Source organism: Fulvitalea axinellae (assembly GCF_036492835.1).
Taxonomy (GTDB): domain Bacteria; phylum Bacteroidota; class Bacteroidia; order Cytophagales; family Cyclobacteriaceae; genus Fulvitalea; species Fulvitalea axinellae.
Genome location: NZ_AP025314.1, coordinates 3,164,660 through 3,182,441, shown reverse-complemented (window position 1 = coordinate 3,182,441; position 17,782 = coordinate 3,164,660). Strand labels below are relative to the sequence as shown.

13 protein-coding genes and 1 tRNA gene are annotated in these 17,782 nt (G+C 47.3%); 9 read left to right on the top strand and 5 right to left on the bottom strand.

Annotation, left to right across the window (positions count from 1 at the left end; genetic code table 11):
* The first annotated feature begins 35 nt into the window (after nt 1-35).
* Both AABK39_RS11960 and priA read left to right on the top strand, forming a co-directional pair.
* A complete protein-coding gene (locus tag AABK39_RS11960; protein ID WP_338391586.1) occupies nt 36-497 on the top strand; it encodes a phage tail protein in 462 nt (153 codons plus the stop codon).
* Between the two features lie 54 nt (nt 498-551).
* A complete protein-coding gene (gene priA, locus AABK39_RS11955; protein ID WP_338391585.1) occupies nt 552-3,041 on the top strand; it encodes a replication restart helicase PriA in 2,490 nt (829 codons plus the stop codon).
* Nucleotides 3,042-3,117: 76 nt separating this feature from the next.
* On the opposite strand, the gene AABK39_RS11950 is transcribed toward priA, so the two are convergent.
* Both AABK39_RS11950 and AABK39_RS11945 read right to left on the bottom strand, forming a co-directional pair.
* Entirely contained in the window at nt 3,118-3,489 is a 372-nt protein-coding gene (locus AABK39_RS11950) for a hypothetical protein (RefSeq protein WP_338391584.1), read from the bottom strand.
* 468 nt (nt 3,490-3,957) lie between these two features.
* On the bottom strand, nt 3,958-5,460 hold the full coding sequence (locus tag AABK39_RS11945) for a DEAD/DEAH box helicase (RefSeq protein ID WP_338391583.1): 1,503 nt from the start codon (nt 5,458-5,460) through the stop codon (nt 3,958-3,960).
* Nucleotides 5,461-5,828: 368 nt separating this feature from the next.
* Here AABK39_RS11945 and AABK39_RS11940 point away from each other — a divergent pair, with 368 nt between their 5' ends.
* Together AABK39_RS11940 and AABK39_RS11935 are read left to right on the top strand one after the other, a co-directional pair.
* Nucleotides 5,829-7,547, top strand: coding sequence for an AMP-binding protein (locus AABK39_RS11940; protein WP_338391582.1), 1,719 nt, complete (start codon nt 5,829-5,831; stop codon nt 7,545-7,547).
* Between the two features lie 21 nt (nt 7,548-7,568).
* Nucleotides 7,569-10,055, top strand: a complete 2,487-nt coding sequence (locus AABK39_RS11935) for a hypothetical protein (protein WP_338391581.1) — start codon at nt 7,569-7,571, stop codon at nt 10,053-10,055.
* 152 nt (nt 10,056-10,207) lie between these two features.
* On the opposite strand, the gene AABK39_RS11930 is transcribed toward AABK39_RS11935, so the two are convergent.
* Both AABK39_RS11930 and typA read right to left on the bottom strand, forming a co-directional pair.
* Entirely contained in the window at nt 10,208-11,179 is a 972-nt protein-coding gene (locus AABK39_RS11930; protein WP_338391580.1) for an OmpA family protein, read from the bottom strand.
* 121 nt (nt 11,180-11,300) lie between these two features.
* Nucleotides 11,301-13,103: a translational GTPase TypA gene (gene typA, locus AABK39_RS11925; RefSeq protein WP_338391579.1), complete on the bottom strand. Its 1,803-nt coding sequence runs from the start codon at nt 13,101-13,103 to the stop codon at nt 11,301-11,303.
* Nucleotides 13,104-13,433: 330 nt separating this feature from the next.
* On the opposite strand from typA, the gene AABK39_RS11920 reads away from it, so the two are divergent.
* The 5 genes from AABK39_RS11920 (at nt 13,434) to AABK39_RS11900 (ending at nt 17,279) form a co-directional block, all read left to right on the top strand.
* Nucleotides 13,434-13,619: a hypothetical protein gene (locus tag AABK39_RS11920; protein WP_338391578.1), complete on the top strand. Its 186-nt coding sequence runs from the start codon at nt 13,434-13,436 to the stop codon at nt 13,617-13,619.
* 72 nt (nt 13,620-13,691) lie between these two features.
* Nucleotides 13,692-14,420 carry a DUF5020 family protein gene (locus tag AABK39_RS11915; RefSeq protein ID WP_338391577.1) on the top strand — a complete coding sequence of 243 codons (729 nt, stop codon included), beginning with the start codon at nt 13,692-13,694 and terminating at the stop codon, nt 14,418-14,420.
* A 24-nt stretch (nt 14,421-14,444) separates the two neighbouring features.
* On the top strand, nt 14,445-15,740 hold the full coding sequence (locus AABK39_RS11910; protein WP_338391576.1) for an NCS2 family permease: 1,296 nt from the start codon (nt 14,445-14,447) through the stop codon (nt 15,738-15,740).
* A 132-nt stretch (nt 15,741-15,872) separates the two neighbouring features.
* Nucleotides 15,873-16,433, top strand: coding sequence for a hypothetical protein (locus AABK39_RS11905; RefSeq protein ID WP_338391575.1), 561 nt, complete (start codon nt 15,873-15,875; stop codon nt 16,431-16,433).
* A gap of 264 nt (nt 16,434-16,697) precedes the next feature.
* Nucleotides 16,698-17,279, top strand: a complete 582-nt coding sequence (locus AABK39_RS11900) for a glycoside hydrolase family 108 protein (RefSeq protein ID WP_338391574.1) — start codon at nt 16,698-16,700, stop codon at nt 17,277-17,279.
* 358 nt (nt 17,280-17,637) lie between these two features.
* On the opposite strand, the gene AABK39_RS11895 is transcribed toward AABK39_RS11900, so the two are convergent.
* Nucleotides 17,638-17,712: transfer RNA gene (locus AABK39_RS11895), tRNA-Val, on the bottom strand.
* Nucleotides 17,713-17,782: the final 70 nt, after the last annotated feature.

Here is a 17,782-nt window from a genome sequence, read left to right as displayed (position 1 = left end):
TCTCTTTTTTTATCAACCTTAAAATTTTAGAAAATATGGCGGAATCGGAAAGACCATATCCAATTACCTCGTTTTTCTTTACTGTAAGCATTGACGGAATCAACGGTACCTCAGACGGGATGTTTCAGCAATTAAGCGGAATTGAATGGGAGCGGGATGGCAAACTGGAAGTCCGCGAAGGAGGGCTGAATGGATACAAACATTCGTTGCCTATGCCAGTGACGCATCCTGATCTGGAATTGAAAAGAGGCGTGTTGCCAGATGACTCGGCTTTGACCCAATGGTGTACGGAAACTTTGAGCGCCGATTTCGGAACACCAATCGAGCCGAAAACAATCACGGTCCAGCTTACTGACGGACAAGGCAACGTGCTGAGAGGTTGGACATTTTATAACGCTTACCCACATAAAATGGGTTATAGCTCATTGGATGCGATGAGATCGGAGTATTTAGTCGAAAATTTAGTGTTCGCTTACGATTATTGCGAAGCGCTGTGAGTCTTTTATTAGAATGATTTTTTAAGCATCTTCGCTTGGTACAATCCAGGCGATATGACGGAAAGAGAGACCTTTTTTGCTGATGTGATATTACCGGCGGCAGTGCCGAATACGTTTACGTACCGGGTTCCTTTTGAATTAGCGGAATACATGCGTAAGGGCCTTAGAGTTGTCGTTCCTTTCGGAAGGTCGAAGGTACTTACGGGTATTGTAGCGAATGTGCATGCTAAAGTGCCGGAATATCGGACCAAGTATATCTATGAAGTGCTCGATGAGCAACCGATGGTTACAGAGATTCAGCTCGATTTTTTCAAATGGGTGGCCGAATATTATATGTGTCACGCCGGAGAGGTGCTGACGGTTGCCTTGCCTTCGGGTTTGAAAATCAGCAGCGAGTCCAGAGTACAGGCGCATCCCGATTTTGATCTAGAAGCCACAACTTTTGAGTTGAAGGAGAAGGAATCCATGCTGATGGAGATGCTGAAGGAGAACGATCATATGTCTTTCTCCGAAGTAGCAGAGCGTCTTTCAGTCAAGTCTATTTACCATATCATAAAAGGTTTATTGGAGAAAGAGGCGATCATCGTTTTCGAGAGCCTTAAGGAGAAGTACAAACCGATGCTTGAGAAGCGGGTCCGTTTATCCGCCGATTATTTAAGCGAAGAAAGCCTTGAAGTCTTGATGGCGAAACTGGAGAAGAAGCCCAAGCAACTGAATGTCCTTTTGCGCTACCTTCAGAAGATTCCCGTTTTTCAGGATAAAACCGTTAATGAGCAGGGCATAAAGAAAAAAGATCTGGAGGCGGCCGGAGTTTCGGTATCGTCTCTTAAGACCTTGGAAAAGCAGGGAGTTTTCGAATTGTTTGATCAGGAGGTCTCACGGCTTGCGGAAGGCTCCAGTGATTCGGACACTGAGTTTGAACTGTCCGAAGAACAGGCGAAAGCAAAAGGGGAAATACTTACGGCCTTTGAGTCCAAGGATGTCGTTTTGTTCAAAGGCGTAACGGGTAGTGGAAAGACCGAAATCTATATGGAGCTGATTCAGCACGTATTGGATGGTGGCGGTCAGGTGCTTTATCTTTTGCCCGAGATTGCGTTGACGGGCCAGATTGTTAATCGTTTGAAACGTTTTTTTGGAGATCGTCTAGGCGTTTATCATTCCAAATTTTCCGATAATGAAAGGGTCGAGGTTTGGAAAGGGGTGTTGAGTGGCCGTTTCCAGATTGTGGTGGGCGTTCGTTCCTCCGTTTTTCTGCCCTTTGATAGCCTTGGATTAATTGTGGTGGACGAGTGCCATGAGAATTCTTTTAAGCAATACGATCCCGCTCCAAGATACAATGCGGTTGACGCCGCGATGGTTTTGGCTAAGAAACATCACGCCAAGATTTTGCTAGGCTCGGCCACGCCGTCTGTGGAGCAGTATTATTTGGCCAAAAAAGGTATTTATGGATTGGTAAAACTGGACAAGAGGTTTGGTGACGCCCAGATGCCTTCGATTGTATTTGCCAACACCAGACTGGAACGGAAAAAGAAAACCCTAAAGGGTGAGTTCACTTCCGTTTTATTAGAAAAGATCAATGAAACGGTGGGTCGCAAAGAGCAAGTCATCTTGTTCCAAAACCGCCGAGGCTATTCGCCTTATATGTCTTGTGACGAATGTGCACATATTCCCGAATGCCCGCAGTGTTCCGTGAGTCTGACTTATCATATGTATAGAGACGAGCTTCTGTGCCATTACTGCGGACATCGGCAGGGAGTTCCCAAAACGTGCCCCGCATGCGGATCAAACGAAATGCGGACAGTCGGTTTTGGTACGGAAAAGCTTGAAGAGGAAGCCAATTTGTTTTTGCCGGAGGCCAGGGTCAGGCGAATGGACCTGGATACAACCAAGGGGAAGCATAGTTACCAGATTATAATCAGGGAATTTTCGGAAGGGGAGATCGATATTCTTCTCGGTACGCAGATGGTCAGCAAGGGTTTTGATTTTGGAAACGTTAGTTTGGTCGGTGTTTTCGGCGTCGATAGGATGCTGAACTTTCCGGATTTCAGGGCCCATGAGAGGGCTTACCAATTGATCACCCAAGTAAGCGGTAGAGCGGGCCGCCGGGCAGACCGGGAAGGAATGGTGGTAATCCAGACCGCTAATCCCGATCAGGAAACGTTGAGACAGGTCGTGTACGGAGACTTTGAGGATCTTTACGCTTCTGAGATCAAGGAACGTGAGATGTTCCGTTACCCTCCGTTTTTTAGGCTGATTCGGGTTGTGTTCAAGAGCGAGGATCCGAAAGTGTGCGAGCGGGCTGCTTCGTTCTATTCCCAGCTTTTAAAGGAGAAATTGAGGCCGTCGAGAGTCTCTAACGCCCATGAACCGGTGATTTCGAAAATCAGGAATCAGTACTTGCGGGAGGTACTGGTCCGGATAGAGAGAACCGGGGTGAAACTCGGAAAGGTGAAAGCTTTTATGCGGGAACAGGCCGAGGTGATAAAAGCCGAAAGGAAACAGTTTAAGGGTATTCGTATTAATTTTGACCCGGACCCAAACTAAAGGTTCTTGAAAAGAGAAAAAGCCTTCCATGAAATGGAAGGCTTTTGCGTCTGTTGAGATAAGCGTAAAAATATTCTCAGCTGTCAAACAGCTTGACAATATCGCTGACATTCTTTCTGTCGAATGCCGTTTCAAAAACCTTTTCTTTCGCAATCACGCGGATCGTCTTGGGGCGGTCGGAAGAAGCTAACAGGCCACCGAAGTAGCGCATGACACGTGTCCGATATTCCAGAACATCCATCCGTGAAAGGTCGATTGAGGTATGATACCCTTGTGCTTTGACCGAACCTTTGTTCAGGTCAAGGACAATCATCTGTCTGTCTTCTGAGAACGAAACCGTCATGCTCTCGACATTGAAGTCTTCGCGCTTGAGTTCGTCCGCCTTGGCTGCGATATTCGATGCGAAAACCGCTACCATAAAAGCCAATAAGAATGTAACACGTTTCATAGGCACCCCCTTGTCATTAAGGTGAACACAGGGAAAAATTACTCTTCGACTTTGTCGGCCAGAAGGTTTGTATCCCTCAGCTGACAATACAAAGGTAGGCTAACGGAATATGCGAGGAAATACCCTGAATCACTTTTACAGTTAGGGGTGTTTTAGTGTCAAAATCTTGCTTTTTTGGCCTAAAAAGGGCCTTTTTGATGAAATTGAAAACGTTCCTTTTCGGGGTTCTTTCCTAAGAAAATTTGGCCATTGAAAAAGTGGCGGAACTCTATATCGTTATTGTTGAAAAATCTTCTTGCGGTTGCTTGTTGTGTGAAATTTCCGAAATAAAAGTGCGACTTCGTGTTTTTGAAAAAATCGTAAAACAAACCCTGTTTTCGCTTCATGATTTTCGTCAGTTTTCAAAAAATAGGCGAGAAAAATTCGATTTTCCTCACCTGATTTTGGTTCTAGATAGCTTTCGCTTCCTTATTTTCTTCGTTTTCTTGGGCGTCCGTTCGATTTCAACCCCAAAGACTTTTTCGCTTTGGCGCTCAAATGAGGCATGGCTTTTACCCTTTGGTTGGTCTTTTTGTTTTTGTCTTTTTTCTCATGAAAAGCTGGACCGCGCTCGATTTCCTTGACTTTGTGTTTCTTTACGGAGTTACCGTGCCTGTCAGCAGTTGGTTTTCTAGGTGCCATTTCCACCAACATTGTCCCTTCGGGAAGAGGCATAAGCGGAATTACGGTGCCTGTCAGCGCTTGGATGTTTTCGAAGTCGGGCATTTCTTCCGGCTCTACAAGCGTGATGGCTTCGCCGTATTTTCCTTGACGACCTGTCCGGCCAATACGGTGAACGTATTCTTCGTATTCTTTGGGAACCTCGAAGTTGATTACGTGCGACACATCATCAATATCGATACCCTTCGCCGCTACGCTAGTGGCGACTAAAACAGTGGCTTCTCCGGTTTTGAATTCCTCAATCGCGCGGAAACGGAAATTCTCTGTCTTGTTTGAGTGAATAACCTGCGCCTTTCCGGTAAATAGCCTGTGGTGGAGGAATTGCTGCGTACGGTCGGCCACCTTCCGGCTTTCGGTAAAAACGATCGTTTTGGTAAACGTCTCGCTGTCGTTTAGCAAGTCGGCCAACAGGTTCAGCTTCGTCTTTATATTTACGGCGTCGTAGGCCTGTTGCTTGATATTGGCCGGAGGCTTAATCTCTCCGACCACGATTTTGGTCGGATTATTCATAAACGAGTTGGCGATTTCCTGAGTCTCGTGCGTAAACGTAGCCGAGAAAAGCAGGTTTTGGCGTCTTTCAGGAAGGCTGTCCAGTACCAAGTTCAGTTGCGGAAGAAAGCCTTGGTCCATCAAGGTGTCGGCTTCGTCCACTATAAAGTGTTTGATATGGCGTGGGTTCAGAGCCCGGATAGCGATAAGCTCTTGGAGCCTGCCGGGAGTCGCCACCACGATGTCGGTGCCGTTTTCCAAAGACGCGATCTGGTCTTTTTTGCTACCGCCACCATAAGCCCTCGTGATACGAAGGTTAATGTATTTTGTCAGCGTTTCGGCCACGTCGGCGATTTGCATCACCAATTCCTTTGACGGAACAAGGATCAGGCATCTTGGCGCTCCCTCTTTGGAGTAATTGAGGTTTCTGATCACCGGCAAGAGAAACGCAATTGTTTTTCCCGTGCCCGTAGGCGCGATGCCCAGCACGTCCTTGCCAGCGCTTACCGCCGGAATGGTTTTTTCCTGTATCGGGGTCATCTCCTCGATGCCCGCTTCCTGCAATCCTCTAAGAAGGAATTTGCCAAGTTTGAAATCTTCGAATAGCACGTCGCTTATATTTTTCTGGAAATCGTCTTTGCGGAGCCGGCTTGCGTTCCGTTGGGGAGTTGTCTGCCCAAAGAGATGCCCTGTGGTTTTGTCGCCTGTCCGGGTTGTTAACCTAATGAACCGGTTTTGGCGGGAATTGTAATCAGTCCGCAAAAATAAGTCATTGTAAGGCAAGGGCAAACCTTGTGGCGAATTAAAAGACCGATACTGTTTTGATATATACAAAAGTTTCGGCCTCGTGACGCTGTTCGGGGAATGTGTGTGGACGTGCCGGCTTTTGGGAACTTGAAAGGAAACTCCGGTTCCCGATTAGATAGCGGGTTGTTTAATTTTTACTTTGAGGATATTTTAATATTTTAAAAGAATAATCATCCGTTAATAATGTTTTGCGTCTGATTGGCATTAAATTTTACATATAAAATTTAAAATCGGTTCCCTTGAATTAGAGACTGAATTAAGGGTTTTACAGTTCATTTGTCTCTTTTTCAGTCATTTGTCGCTACATCTAAACACCATTCGTTATGAGCATATTTGATAAAAAACCTTGGTTGGGAAATTATCCGAAAGGAGTTCCGGTAACCATAGATCCGAACCGTTACGGATCAATGCTGGAGTTGTTTCAGGAAACTGTCGCCAAGTTTGGGGATGCGCCCGCTTACCAAAGTTTTGCGGATCGGATCACTTTTAACGAACTTGACACTCTTACCGACAATTTTGCGTCGTTTCTCAGAAACCACCTGAAACTTGAGAAAGGTGACCGGATTGCGCTTCAGGTACCGAATCTTATCCAGTACCCGGTCGCGATGTTCGGGGCGCTTAAAGCGGGCCTTGTTGTGGTGAACACCAATCCTTTGTACACGCCACGTGAGATGGAGCATCAGTTTACCGACGCAGGCGTAAAGGCTATCCTTATTTATGAGAATTTCGCTCATAACCTTGAGAAAATCATACATAAAATCCCTGCTGAGCACGTGATTGTGACAGGCACTGGCGATATGCTGAAGGGAATGAAAAGACATATCGTGAACTTTGCGGTGCGATATGTGAAGAAGATGGTTCCGGCTTTTAAGCTAAAAGGAGCTTACTCGTTCCGCAAAGCCTTGGCGCTTGGCGCCAAGAAGAAATTTACGGCCGATCGTTCTTCAAGGGACGATATCGCTTTCTTGCAATATACGGGAGGCACAACTGGCGTTTCGAAAGGGGCGATGCTGACACACGGAAATATCATTGGCGCCTTGGAGCAGAGCGCCGCCTGGCTGTCGCCGATGTTGGTGGGGGAGAAAGACATGTCGATTATTACGGCATTGCCTCTTTACCATATTTTTGCCTTGACGGCCAATTGCCTTCTGGTTTTCAAACTTGGCGGTCTTAATATTTTAGTTCCGAACGCACGCGATTTTCCCGCTTTTATTAAAATAATGAAGGATAATCCGTTCAATATGATTTGCGGGGTAAATACGCTGTTCAATGCCTTGATGAATCATCCTGATTTCGCAAGCATAAATTTCTCGTCTTTGAAAGTCTCACTGGGCGGAGGAATGGCGGTTCAGGACGCCGTTGCGAAAAAATGGCAACAAATAACCGGCTGTGTGCTTTCGGAAGCTTACGGACTTACGGAAACTTCGCCGGGGGTTACGATTAATCCGCTTGACGGAACGGCCAGAATGGGCTCCATCGGGTTGCCGTTTCCAAGCACCGAAGTAAAAATTGTCAAAGATGACGGATCCGAGGCCGAAGTGGGCGGACACGGAGAACTTTGTGTTCGTGGCCCGCAGGTAATGCTCGGGTATTGGAACCGTGTGGAAGAAACTACCGAGGTGCTTTCTGAAGACGGCTGGTTCCGCACTGGTGATATCGCAACGGTGGATGAGGACGGGTATTTTAAGTTGGTGGACAGGAAAAAGGAGATGATTCTGGTATCCGGTTTCAACGTGTATCCGAACGAGGTGGAGAACGTTTTGGCCTCTTATCCTAAAGTATTGGAAGTGGGCGCGATAGGTATTCCGCACGAGCGTTCGAACGAGGCGGTAAAAGTTTTCGTGGTAAAAAAGGACGAAAGCCTAACCAAAGAGGAGTTGTTGGAGTTTTGCAAGGACAAACTGACGGCATATAAAATCCCTAAAGAGATCGAATTCAGGACGGATCTTCCGAAGTCAAATGTCGGTAAGATTCTTCGGAGAGTGCTCAAAGAGCAAGAACTCGAAAAGCGTGACTTAGCCAGCCGGCCGGGTATAGCGTAGGGAGTGGCCGTAGAAGCCTCCATGTTTAAAGCTCGGAAAACACAGAAGTCATATAGGGGGAGCGGTCCGCAATCGACCGCTTCCATCCCTCAAAATGAGCCGATTCAGGCTTTGATGACTCTGCCCGCATTTTTGGAAATGACCCATACCGAAGACGGTAAACGGTATGAGGAGGCTCCCGAGTTTATTACCATCGAAAAAATGTTGCGCCGATATCACCAAGGACTTCGGGGTTTTTCAGGCGAAGAATATGCGCACGCCAAAATGCGGGCGCTTCACAATATAGAGCAAGCGATTTTTTCTTGGCAAGCTCGCAACCCTTTTCCTGAAGAGGGGCGTGGCCCAATTCCCCGATTTACAATAGCGATGATGAGGCTTTGGGATGAGGTGGAAGACGAAAGGTATGAGCTGGTAAAAGAAATAATTGACAATCATTACGCTTTCTGGGTTCCCGATGATCAGATGGAATTGGAAGAGGAAGGGATGGTGGTGACGGAAGAGGATCGGGATTTAGAGGATTATACGTGGGTAAATCTGGGACAAAACGAGCGGCAGAGATTATGGGATGACTTATTGTCGGCCAAGTATGAGGAGAAAGGAACTTACGGCCTGAGGGTTATTACTTATGAGAGGCAAACGGTCCTGTCGTTAATTCACGACGATGAGGAACAAGCTACAGAAAGTGCTTCCGAAATAAAACCGATAGTGCCTCGTGCGGGAGGCGCCTTTTCTGGTCATAGAACAGATTATGACAAAAAGTTAAGGACAAGGGCTCAGACAGTGATGGCTGAAAGCCGTTCGGCGAGATACTCGGCTTCTTCACGAATGAGGCCGTCCAGAAGAAGGCAGGGGTTGGAGGCGAGTATGATGCATTCGATTCAACCCGTTCGGGAGGAAGGCGATGATGAGCAACCGCGCTCAAAGCTTCCTGATGAGGAAACACTAATTGTCCCCGATTCAAGAAGGTTCCAAACGGAAGGCTGGTCAGAGTTGTTCCAGTCGAGAGACCGGGCGGGTGCTACCAGCGGAGCGCGTCTACAGTCGATGATTGACAGATATGTGGACGAATTTCCCGAATTTGATCACCCTGATTTTTATTACAGAATACAGACACTTAACGCCCAGTTGCTGAATCTGCCGACAGGCAAAAAGATTTTGGAGCTCCTCACAAAGCCATTGGGTGAGGAAGATCTAGGTATCCGTATTTTTCCTGATTATATCTATACGGCGTCAAACCAAGGCCGGGCGGCGGAGCCGGAAGAATATCCGGTGGCTCATTTCAGAGGCAATGACAGAGTGCAGATAACAAGGCCTGACGAAGGTTCTGGAGAAGGGACAACAGACCCTGTGCCGGTTCCTGAAGAAGCCCCTCGCAGGCGTAGATGTTGTAACTGGATTCGTGTGGCGATAAACGCATATCGTGAAAGGAGGGCAAGGCAGACCCAAACACAACCTATGGACTATGGGAATGTGGCCGGTTTTGCTGCGTTGTTTCCGGAAGAACCCAGAGGCACCATAATGCCTCAAGTTTTTATGAGAGCCAAAAGGCGCCGTCCATCCTCTATGTATGTCAATTTGCCTGACAGGCCCGACCGTAACAGGATGTACACGTTGTTTCCTGAGGTATTGGAATATGCCGGAACGCTACTGGATGTTATAGAAGCGAGATATTACCACTCCAGAAACCATGAAGTAGCGCTAAATCTGGATGAGTTTGTGCCGAAGGCAATTAACTCATTAAGAAAAGAAATGGGTTTGCCCTACCAGGATTTGGATAGCCGGGTAATCAGGGAAGTGGCGCTTATGCCTGACGAAGCGGTGCTTGGGCGGGGTTATATTAATGCGTTGGACCACCTTGCTTATGAGGATGAGGTGACCAAAGCGGAACGGAGAGAGCAGGCCATGGCTACCGAACGGGAAAACCGGGAGCGTAGAGCAAGGGAAGACGAGTTCGTGGTCGTTCGGACAGGAAGCCGGCAAGAATCATTTGCGGCGTCAGTGGATTCCAGAGATATGACGGATTTTCAGGATGAGGATTTCCAACAGTCAATGACCCATGACGGAGCGAGAGTCACTAAAGCTAGTTTTACGACATACAATCCCGAAGCCCCAGAGTGGGCGGATGGATCGTTTGAGGTTTTGCACGTGAAAAAGGAAAGAGCGGGAACGACTGTTAGAACACAGGTGGTGACTAGTCGGGAACTTAGCGCAAAAGGAATTACGGAAACAGATGGTTCTGATAGTTCCAGACCAAGATCAAGATCTTTGGGGAAACCGGAAAGAACCAGAGTAAAGTGGTATGACGATTCCGCCGCTACAGGACCACAGAAAAGAAGAGCGGCCACAACTAAATCTTTGGATGTTTGGAAAACGCGAATGGGAGTGGACACGCCAACTATACCGGATAAAGATGGATTGGAGGACCTCCGGAAACAATTTAGAAAAAGTGAGGATGAAGATGAGGGGGACGGAACAACCGAAAATTTCTGGCCAACGGCTTCAACTTAAAAGGGAAATGAAAATCCCGGAGACAATAAGCTGTTTCCGGGATTTTTGATTTTTAGGAATCCTTAATGGATAAATCCCCGATTTTGGTGTCCAAAGTAGGTTTCATCATCGGTACAGTACCTAATACGTAATACCTAAGACCAAGATAAATTTTAGATAGACGAAGGCTTGTTCAAAATCTGGTAAAAGTCTGCGAGCCTTGGCTTGAGGATAATCTCGATTCTTCTGTTGAGTTGCTTATTTTCCGGGCTGTCGTTATCGGCTTTCGGGAGGTGTTCTCCGCGGCCTTGGGCATGGATAAAAGACGGTTCCACACCTTCGGTAATCAGAATACGGGCTACCGATGTGGCGCGGATAACGCTCAAGTCCCAGTTGTCGCGCATGTATTTCGAAGGTTTTGAGATGGCGACATTGTCGGTGTGGCCTTCTATGACAATCTCGAAATTGTCTTGCTGGGAGATCACCTGCCCAAGCTTCTGGAGTGCGTCAATGCCCTTAGGGTCCACTTTGATGCTGCCTGATCCGAAAAGCAGTTTGTCGGAAAGCGAGACGTATACTTCGCCATTTCGGTTTTCGATTTGGATGTCGTTTTCGGCGAAACTTCCCAAAGCGGTAGCTACTCTGTCCTGAAGGTCTTGAGCCGCCTGCTTTTGCGCCTGAATCACTTTCTCAAGTTCGTTTACCCTTTTCTCCCTTTGCGCAAGGTCACGGGCCAGTTCCTCGTTTTGGGCTCTGGTGCTTTCCAGATCGGCGCGGGTTTGGTTAAGGTGTTGCTGTTGGGCGTGGAGGCTTTGGTTCAGCTTACCACTGTTTTTCATCAGGTCATCATACAGCCTGTTCAATGAAGCGTGTTCCTTGCGGAGTTTGGCAAGGTCTCTCGCGTTTTTTCGTCCGTAGGGGCCGAGTCTGGCGGTGTCTTTCTCAAGGCCTTCTATCCTTGCCCTGAATTTTCGGTTTTCCTCATCCGAGATTTCCAAGGCTTCTGCGCAGGCTTGGCTTTCCGTAGCCACTTCTTCCTTTTGGCTGAGAAGTTGGTCGTATTTGCCTTGGGTGACACAACTTGTCGAAAAAAATAGGGTCAGAAGAACGGGGGCGAGTGCCCAAAGTTTTCTGTTTGTCATCATATTGAGTATCGGTTTATTTCTGAAAAAGGTGGCGGACGGCTGGCCTGCCAATACATCACCGAATATAACAAAAAAGTCGGAGCGTAAACTCCGACTTTTTTTAATATTAAGATCCAACAGATTATTTGTTGGCTTGTTTCTTACGCTCGTTTTCGTCCAAGATGATTTTTCTCATCCTGAGATTTTCCGGTGTTACTTCAAGGTATTCGTCCTTCTGGATGTATTCTAAAGCCTCTTCCAACGAGAACTTGCGGGCGGGAACAATCTTGGCGTTGTCGTCCGAACCTGAAGTACGCATGTTGGTAAGTTTCTTTCCTTTCTGAACGTTTACCACCAAGTCGTTTGAGCGGGTGTGCTCACCGATTACCTGACCTACGTAAAGCTCAACGCCCGGATCTACGAAGAATACGCCGCGGTCCTGAAGCTTGTCGATAGAGTAAGGGGTGCCCGGCCCGTTGGCCATAGAGATCAACGACCCGTTGTTACGTCCCGGGATTTCGCCTTTGAAAGGAGCGTACTCCTTGTAGCGGTGCGTCATGATCGCTTCGCCGGCGGTGGCGGTCAGTACGTTGTTACGGAGTCCGATAAGTCCGCGCGACGGGATTTCGAATTCCAAGTGCTGAACGTCTCCTTTCGGTTCCATGATCTTCAGCTCGCCTTTACGCTGAGTGGCGAGTTCGATCACTTTGCCTGAGCTGGCTTCCGGTACGTCCACTACCAATGTCTCGATAGGCTCGCAACGCTGTCCGTCGACTTCTCTGAAAAGAACCTGTGGCTGACCTACCTGAAGCTCGTAGCCTTCGCGTCTCATTGTCTCGATAAGAACTGACAAGTGAAGCACGCCACGTCCGTAAACGAGGAATTTGTCTTCCGAGTCTGTTTCCTGAACCTTGAGGGCCAAGTTGATCTCGGTTTCTTTCATCAGACGTTCGCGCAGGTGTCTGGAGGTAACGAATTTACCTTCCTTACCGAAGAACGGCGAGTTGTTGATGGTGAAGAGCATACTCATGGTAGGCTCGTCGACGGAAATACGTGGGAGCGGTTGCGGATCTTCCAACGAGGTTACGGTATCGCCGATGTCGAAATCGTCGAGACCTACGATGGCGCAGATATCTCCGGCTTCCACTTTCTGTACCTTTGCTTTTCCGAGGCCTTCGAACGTGTTAAGCTCCTTGATGCGCGTTTTCTTTACCGTGCCGTCGCTTTTGGTAAGCCCGATGTCTTGGCCTTCCTCCAAAACGCCTTGGTAAAGGCGTCCGATGGCGATTCGGCCTACGAACGAAGAGTAGTCCAATGACGTGATCTGCAACTGCGGAACGGCGTCTATCACCTGCGGCGCCGGCGGTATGGTTTCGATGATCTCGTCAAGAAGAGGAATCAGCGAATCGGTAGGCTGGTTCCAGTCCGTGCTCATCCATCCTTGTTTCGAAGAGCCGTAAAGGGTTTTGAAGTCCAATTGCTCCTCGTCCGCGCCAAGGTTGAACATCAGGTCGAATACCTGCTCGTGCACCTCGTCGGGGCGGCAGTTCTCTTTGTCCACCTTGTTAACTACGACGATAGGCTTAAGGCCGGCCTGAAGGGCTTTTCCCAGTACGAAGCGGGTCTGGGGCATTGCGCCTTCGAAAGCGTCCACGAGCAGGAGCACTCCGTCGGCCATCTTGAGAACCCTTTCCACTTCCCCGCCGAAGTCGGCGTGACCGGGGGTGTCGATGATATTGATCTTGACATCCTTGTAGCGTACCGAAACGTTTTTGGAGGTGATCGTGATCCCCCTTTCGCGTTCCAGGTCGTTATTGTCAAGGATCAGATCGTCGAATTTCTGGTTTTCCCTGAGGCTTTTGGTGGCGTAGATGATCTTGTCCACCAACGTGGTCTTGCCGTGATCGACGTGCGCGATGATGGCAACATTTCTGATGTTCGTCATTTCAAGTAATTCGAAAATTTTGGCAAAGCTATGAAAAAACGAGCGCTTTCCGAATTTCAGTATGTTGCCTGCGCGTAAATATCGGGTAATGATTTCCGTACCTGTGAATAAATGTTGATGGAATGGGATGATTTTACCGGATTTAGGAAAGTATGCTCATTTTTCGGGGTCGATTTTTTTTAAATACGGAGGCTTCGTTTACTTTTGCCGCCGAGTTCCCGAAAGGATCGGGCCTCCCGAAAAACGGTTCAAGTGAACAGATTTTAAAGGTTTCAGTTCACACCCGTCCGTTTTTCGAACAAAATTGGGTGAAACAATAAACCTTGTCATATGCGTGACAATTTACTTCAGGAGTTAAATCTTCGGAGCCGGTGTATTGAGACTACCGGCGAATTGACCGGTATCCAAGCCGGATTTTTGAGGTTTTCCAACATTTTCCGTGGCATTTTCGCCGTGGTCTTCCCTGTATTAAAGGTTTCCCAGTCGTTTGTTTACGAGCCGCACGTGCGTGCGTGACGATTTGTTCGTTCTAGTTTCAAAGGCGTGTTATTCGCCTCATTTATACAAATTATTAAGTAGTACTGGGATATGAGGAAGATTGTACAGGTGTTGGTACTTGTGTTATCTATGTGTGCGGTGGATGAAGCTTTAGGGCAAAATCTGCAACTTCATTACGATTACGGGCAAGCGAAGGACGGAAAGAACAACGCTGACCGTGAGTATTTTACGGTGACGTTCGAGATGTTCAAGCCGGATAAGCTCGGATCGACTTTCACGTTTGTGGATTTTGACTTTGACCGTAACAAAGGCGGTATGTCATTGGCGTATTGGGAGATCGCCAGAAAATTCACCCTTCCGAAGAAGTTTAACAAGTTTAATTTCCATTTGGAATACAACGGCGGTTTTGTGGACAAGGGTTACACCCCAGACGATCTTGAATTCGGAATCCCGTCGTCGTTCTTGACTGGTATCGGTTATGATTTCAAAGTGGCCGGTTTTAATCTGAGCACTTCATATTTGTTGAAAAAATTCGAAGGCTCAGACGGTATTGACGGACAGTTCACTTTGGTGTGGTTCCGCAATTTCTTTGACAATAAATTGACATTCAACGGATTTTTGGATGTCTGGACAGAGGACAAGTTTGTTGTGGACGGCGTGAAGCCCCGTACGGTGTTGTTGACAGAGCCACAGCTTTGGTACAATGTGGGTAACGGCTTCTCGTTTGGCGGCGAGTGCGAAATCTCGAAAAACTTCTTCACCTTCGACGGTGACGTGGAGTTTATGCCTACCGTGGCCGTTAAATATTCTTTCAACTAGGGGCGGATAGATTTTTTAACTGAGATGATCGAGAAAATATTCAAGCTTAAGGAAAGGAAGACGACAACCCGCAGAGAGGTGATCGGCGGATTGACCACTTTCCTAACAATGGCTTATATCATATTCGTTAACCCGGCCATTTTGGGTGACGCCGGAATGGACAAGGGCGCTTTGATTACCGTGACATGTGTGGCCGGTTTTATCGGCACCGTGTTGGTGGGCTTGTGGGCCAACGTTCCTTTTGCGATGGCGCCCGGCATGGGGCTGAACGCCTTCTTTACCTACTCGTTGGTGTTGGGTATGGGCGTAAGCTGGGAGCAGGCTTTGGGGGTGGTTTTCATCTCCGGCGTGTTGTTCCTGCTGTTGACTCTTGCGGGAGTCCGTGAAAAGATAGTGGACGCTATCCCGTTGTCGTTGCGCTTAGCCGTGGCGGCGGGCATTGGCCTTTTTATCGCCTTTATAGGCTTTAAAAACTTGGGCCTGATCGTTGACAATCCGGCTACCTTGGTAGGGCTTGGAGCTTTGACTCCAACCGTTATCATCGGGTTGGTAGGTTTGCTGATAGCCGCCGTGTTGGAAGTGAAGAAGGTAAAAGGGGCTTTGCTTTACAGTATCCTCATCACTTTCGGTCTCGCTTTGGCTTTCGCCGATGTCAGCTTGCCTGAATCTGTGGTGTCGTTGCCTCCTTCTATGGCTCCGACGTTTGCCAAGCTTGACATTATGGGCGCCTTGAGCGTGTCTTTGATGGGAGCCATCTTCTCGTTCATGTTTGTCGACCTGTTCGATTCGGTGGGTACCGTAGTGGCCTGCTCTTACGAAGCCGATATGGTGGACAAAAAAGGGAAGATCCAGAAAGTGGGCAAAGTGCTGGAAGCCGATGCCGTGGCTACGGTTATAGGTTCCTTTTTGGGTACCAGTACCACGACTACGTTTATCGAGTCCGCATCGGGTATTGCGGCGGGGGCCAGAACGGGTCTCGCCTCGGTAGTGACGGGTGTATTGTTTCTTGTGGCGCCGTTCTTCGCTCCGATGATCGGCATTGTTCCGGCGTACGCCACCGCTCCTGCATTGATTATCGTGGGCGTGTTTATGTTCCGGAATGTTCGCAAGATTGACTTTAAAGATTTTGCCGAAGCCGTACCGGCTTTCTTGACCATTATCCTGATGCCGTTGACATACAGCATCAGTACGGGAATTGTGTTTGGCTTTATCTCTTATGTGGTGCTTATGGTTGCCTCGGGAAGAGCCAAGGAACTTTCCTTGATGATGTGGGCCATTGGTGCCTTGTCGGTACTGAACTTGGTAGTGGGCGGACATTAATTCCGTCACAGAAGAATAGAATTCGAATCCTCTATTATAAACTCTCTTGACCAAAGCCGGGGCAAAACGTGTCCCGGCTTTTTGTATTTTTAGAATCAATTCCTCGAGCTATTTTTAAAGTGTGATTCTGATATGACCGATTTCAAAAAACTCTTGTCCAATGCATTGGATACGATGATGATTGCGTTTGGCTTTTTGGGATTCTTGTCGTTTTCGGCTGGACTGACCTCATCATTCCATGTGTATGGCAAATTCTTGCTAGGTGTTGGGGGAGGGCTTCTTTTGTTGGCGTACTTGATCAATAAACGCGATTCTTATTTTGGGGCGGATTTTTGGCTTCGTAGAGAAAGACGAAGGCTTATGAAAAATGGATTAAAAGTAGAGGTTGATCTGGCGAAATGTAAATTGAAATCGAATGATTGGGCGGAAATAAAGCCAAGATATAGAAACCAGAATGTTCAGATGGGGGACTCTCCTGAGTTGAATGAGAAGTCGGTAGAGCAGGTTGTTACAGATATTCAAGGGATTTTTTGGATAGAAAACAAGCCGTATAAATTGCGCTGTAGTGTTGTTTTGGACGAACACACCGTAATTTCTTTGTTGGGGGAGAAAGGGAAAGCGATGTTGTATATTGATCCTGAAAATCATAAGAACTATTTTTTCGATATGGGTTTTCTGCATAAAAACCTTTAGTGCTAGACTTCAGACTTTCAACTTTTTGCCTTTTAATAAAAGGGATTTCTTTTGGCCGAAACAGGTTTCTGGCTTCAAAAGACTTATGTACAGGAATCAAAGCTTTTCGAAAAGGTCCGTATTTATAAAAACGATATTTTGCCTTATGATAAAGCGTGTAATGACTGTGGTAAATAGAGGCTGAAGGATTTTCGGTGGATAACGCTTAAGTTGGGGTAGAAATAAGTTTTTCATAAATAACTAATCACAAGCCTAAACCAATCAATGGGAGATTTCAAAGCGATTCATGACCGTCTGGCCTTGCGTGAAGGCTATTACGCCAAAGTGTCCGGCGATGCCGGTGGCGAAACCTATTGCGGGATTACCCGAAAGAACTATCCGGGCTGGCCCGGTTGGGAAACTATTGACAAGGTGAAGAAGGAGAGGGGTGATAGTCGGTTGGCCCATAACGAGCGTTTGGAAGATCTGGATTCGGAAGCCTACGCCTTTTATCTGCGGATGTATAAAAAATACTCATTCGACAAGATCGAAAATGCCAGTCTCTCCGAGCTTGTGTTTGACCAATGGGTAAACAGCGGAAACAGGGCCGTAAAGCAGTTTCAGCAATGCGTAAACACTTTGGCGGAAAAGGATGGAGCACCCGCAATTGCGGACGATGGAGTGTTTGGGCCGAATACGGCCAAAGCTACCAATAGGTGTGATGCGTTTGACCTTTTTGAGGAGTTTAGGGCCTGTCGGGAGGATTTTTATAAACGGATTGCAGAAAAACGGGAAAACAAGAAATTCTTGAAAGGTTGGTTACGGAGATTGCAGGGGATAAGGTTTGTGGAAAGTGTAGCGTCGTAAGTTTTGCCGAAAGAAATATCAATGCCCTTGTGGTGCTGAACTGCGGGGGTGTTTTTTTGTCTTGGGTTTTCATTCTGGCGAAGCCTGATTCTGTTCCTGCGTGTACGATTATTGGCAGTTACTACGGATAAGATTTGCGTAATGAGAATGGGGGGTGACGTGTCTGGCTCTCGTAATGAATTGGATTATTACGATTCCGGTTTCTATTCTCAATATTGGAAAAAGAATATTTATAAGGTTTCGTAGAAGGTGTTTATAGATAAAAAAAGGAGTCTTGGATCCATAATGAAATCCAAAACTCCTATTGTCTTCTGCCTTAAGCCATTGTTATTGTGAAGGGCCTAAGGTAAGTTGTTTGTGGGCCATGCGGGATTCGAACCCACGACCTCTGCCCTGTCAAGGCAGCGCTCTGAACCAACTGAGCTAATGTCCCTTTTCCGTATGTTGCGTGTGCAAATATAGGCTTGGATATTACATGTGTCAAGGGTTGGATGATTGTTTTT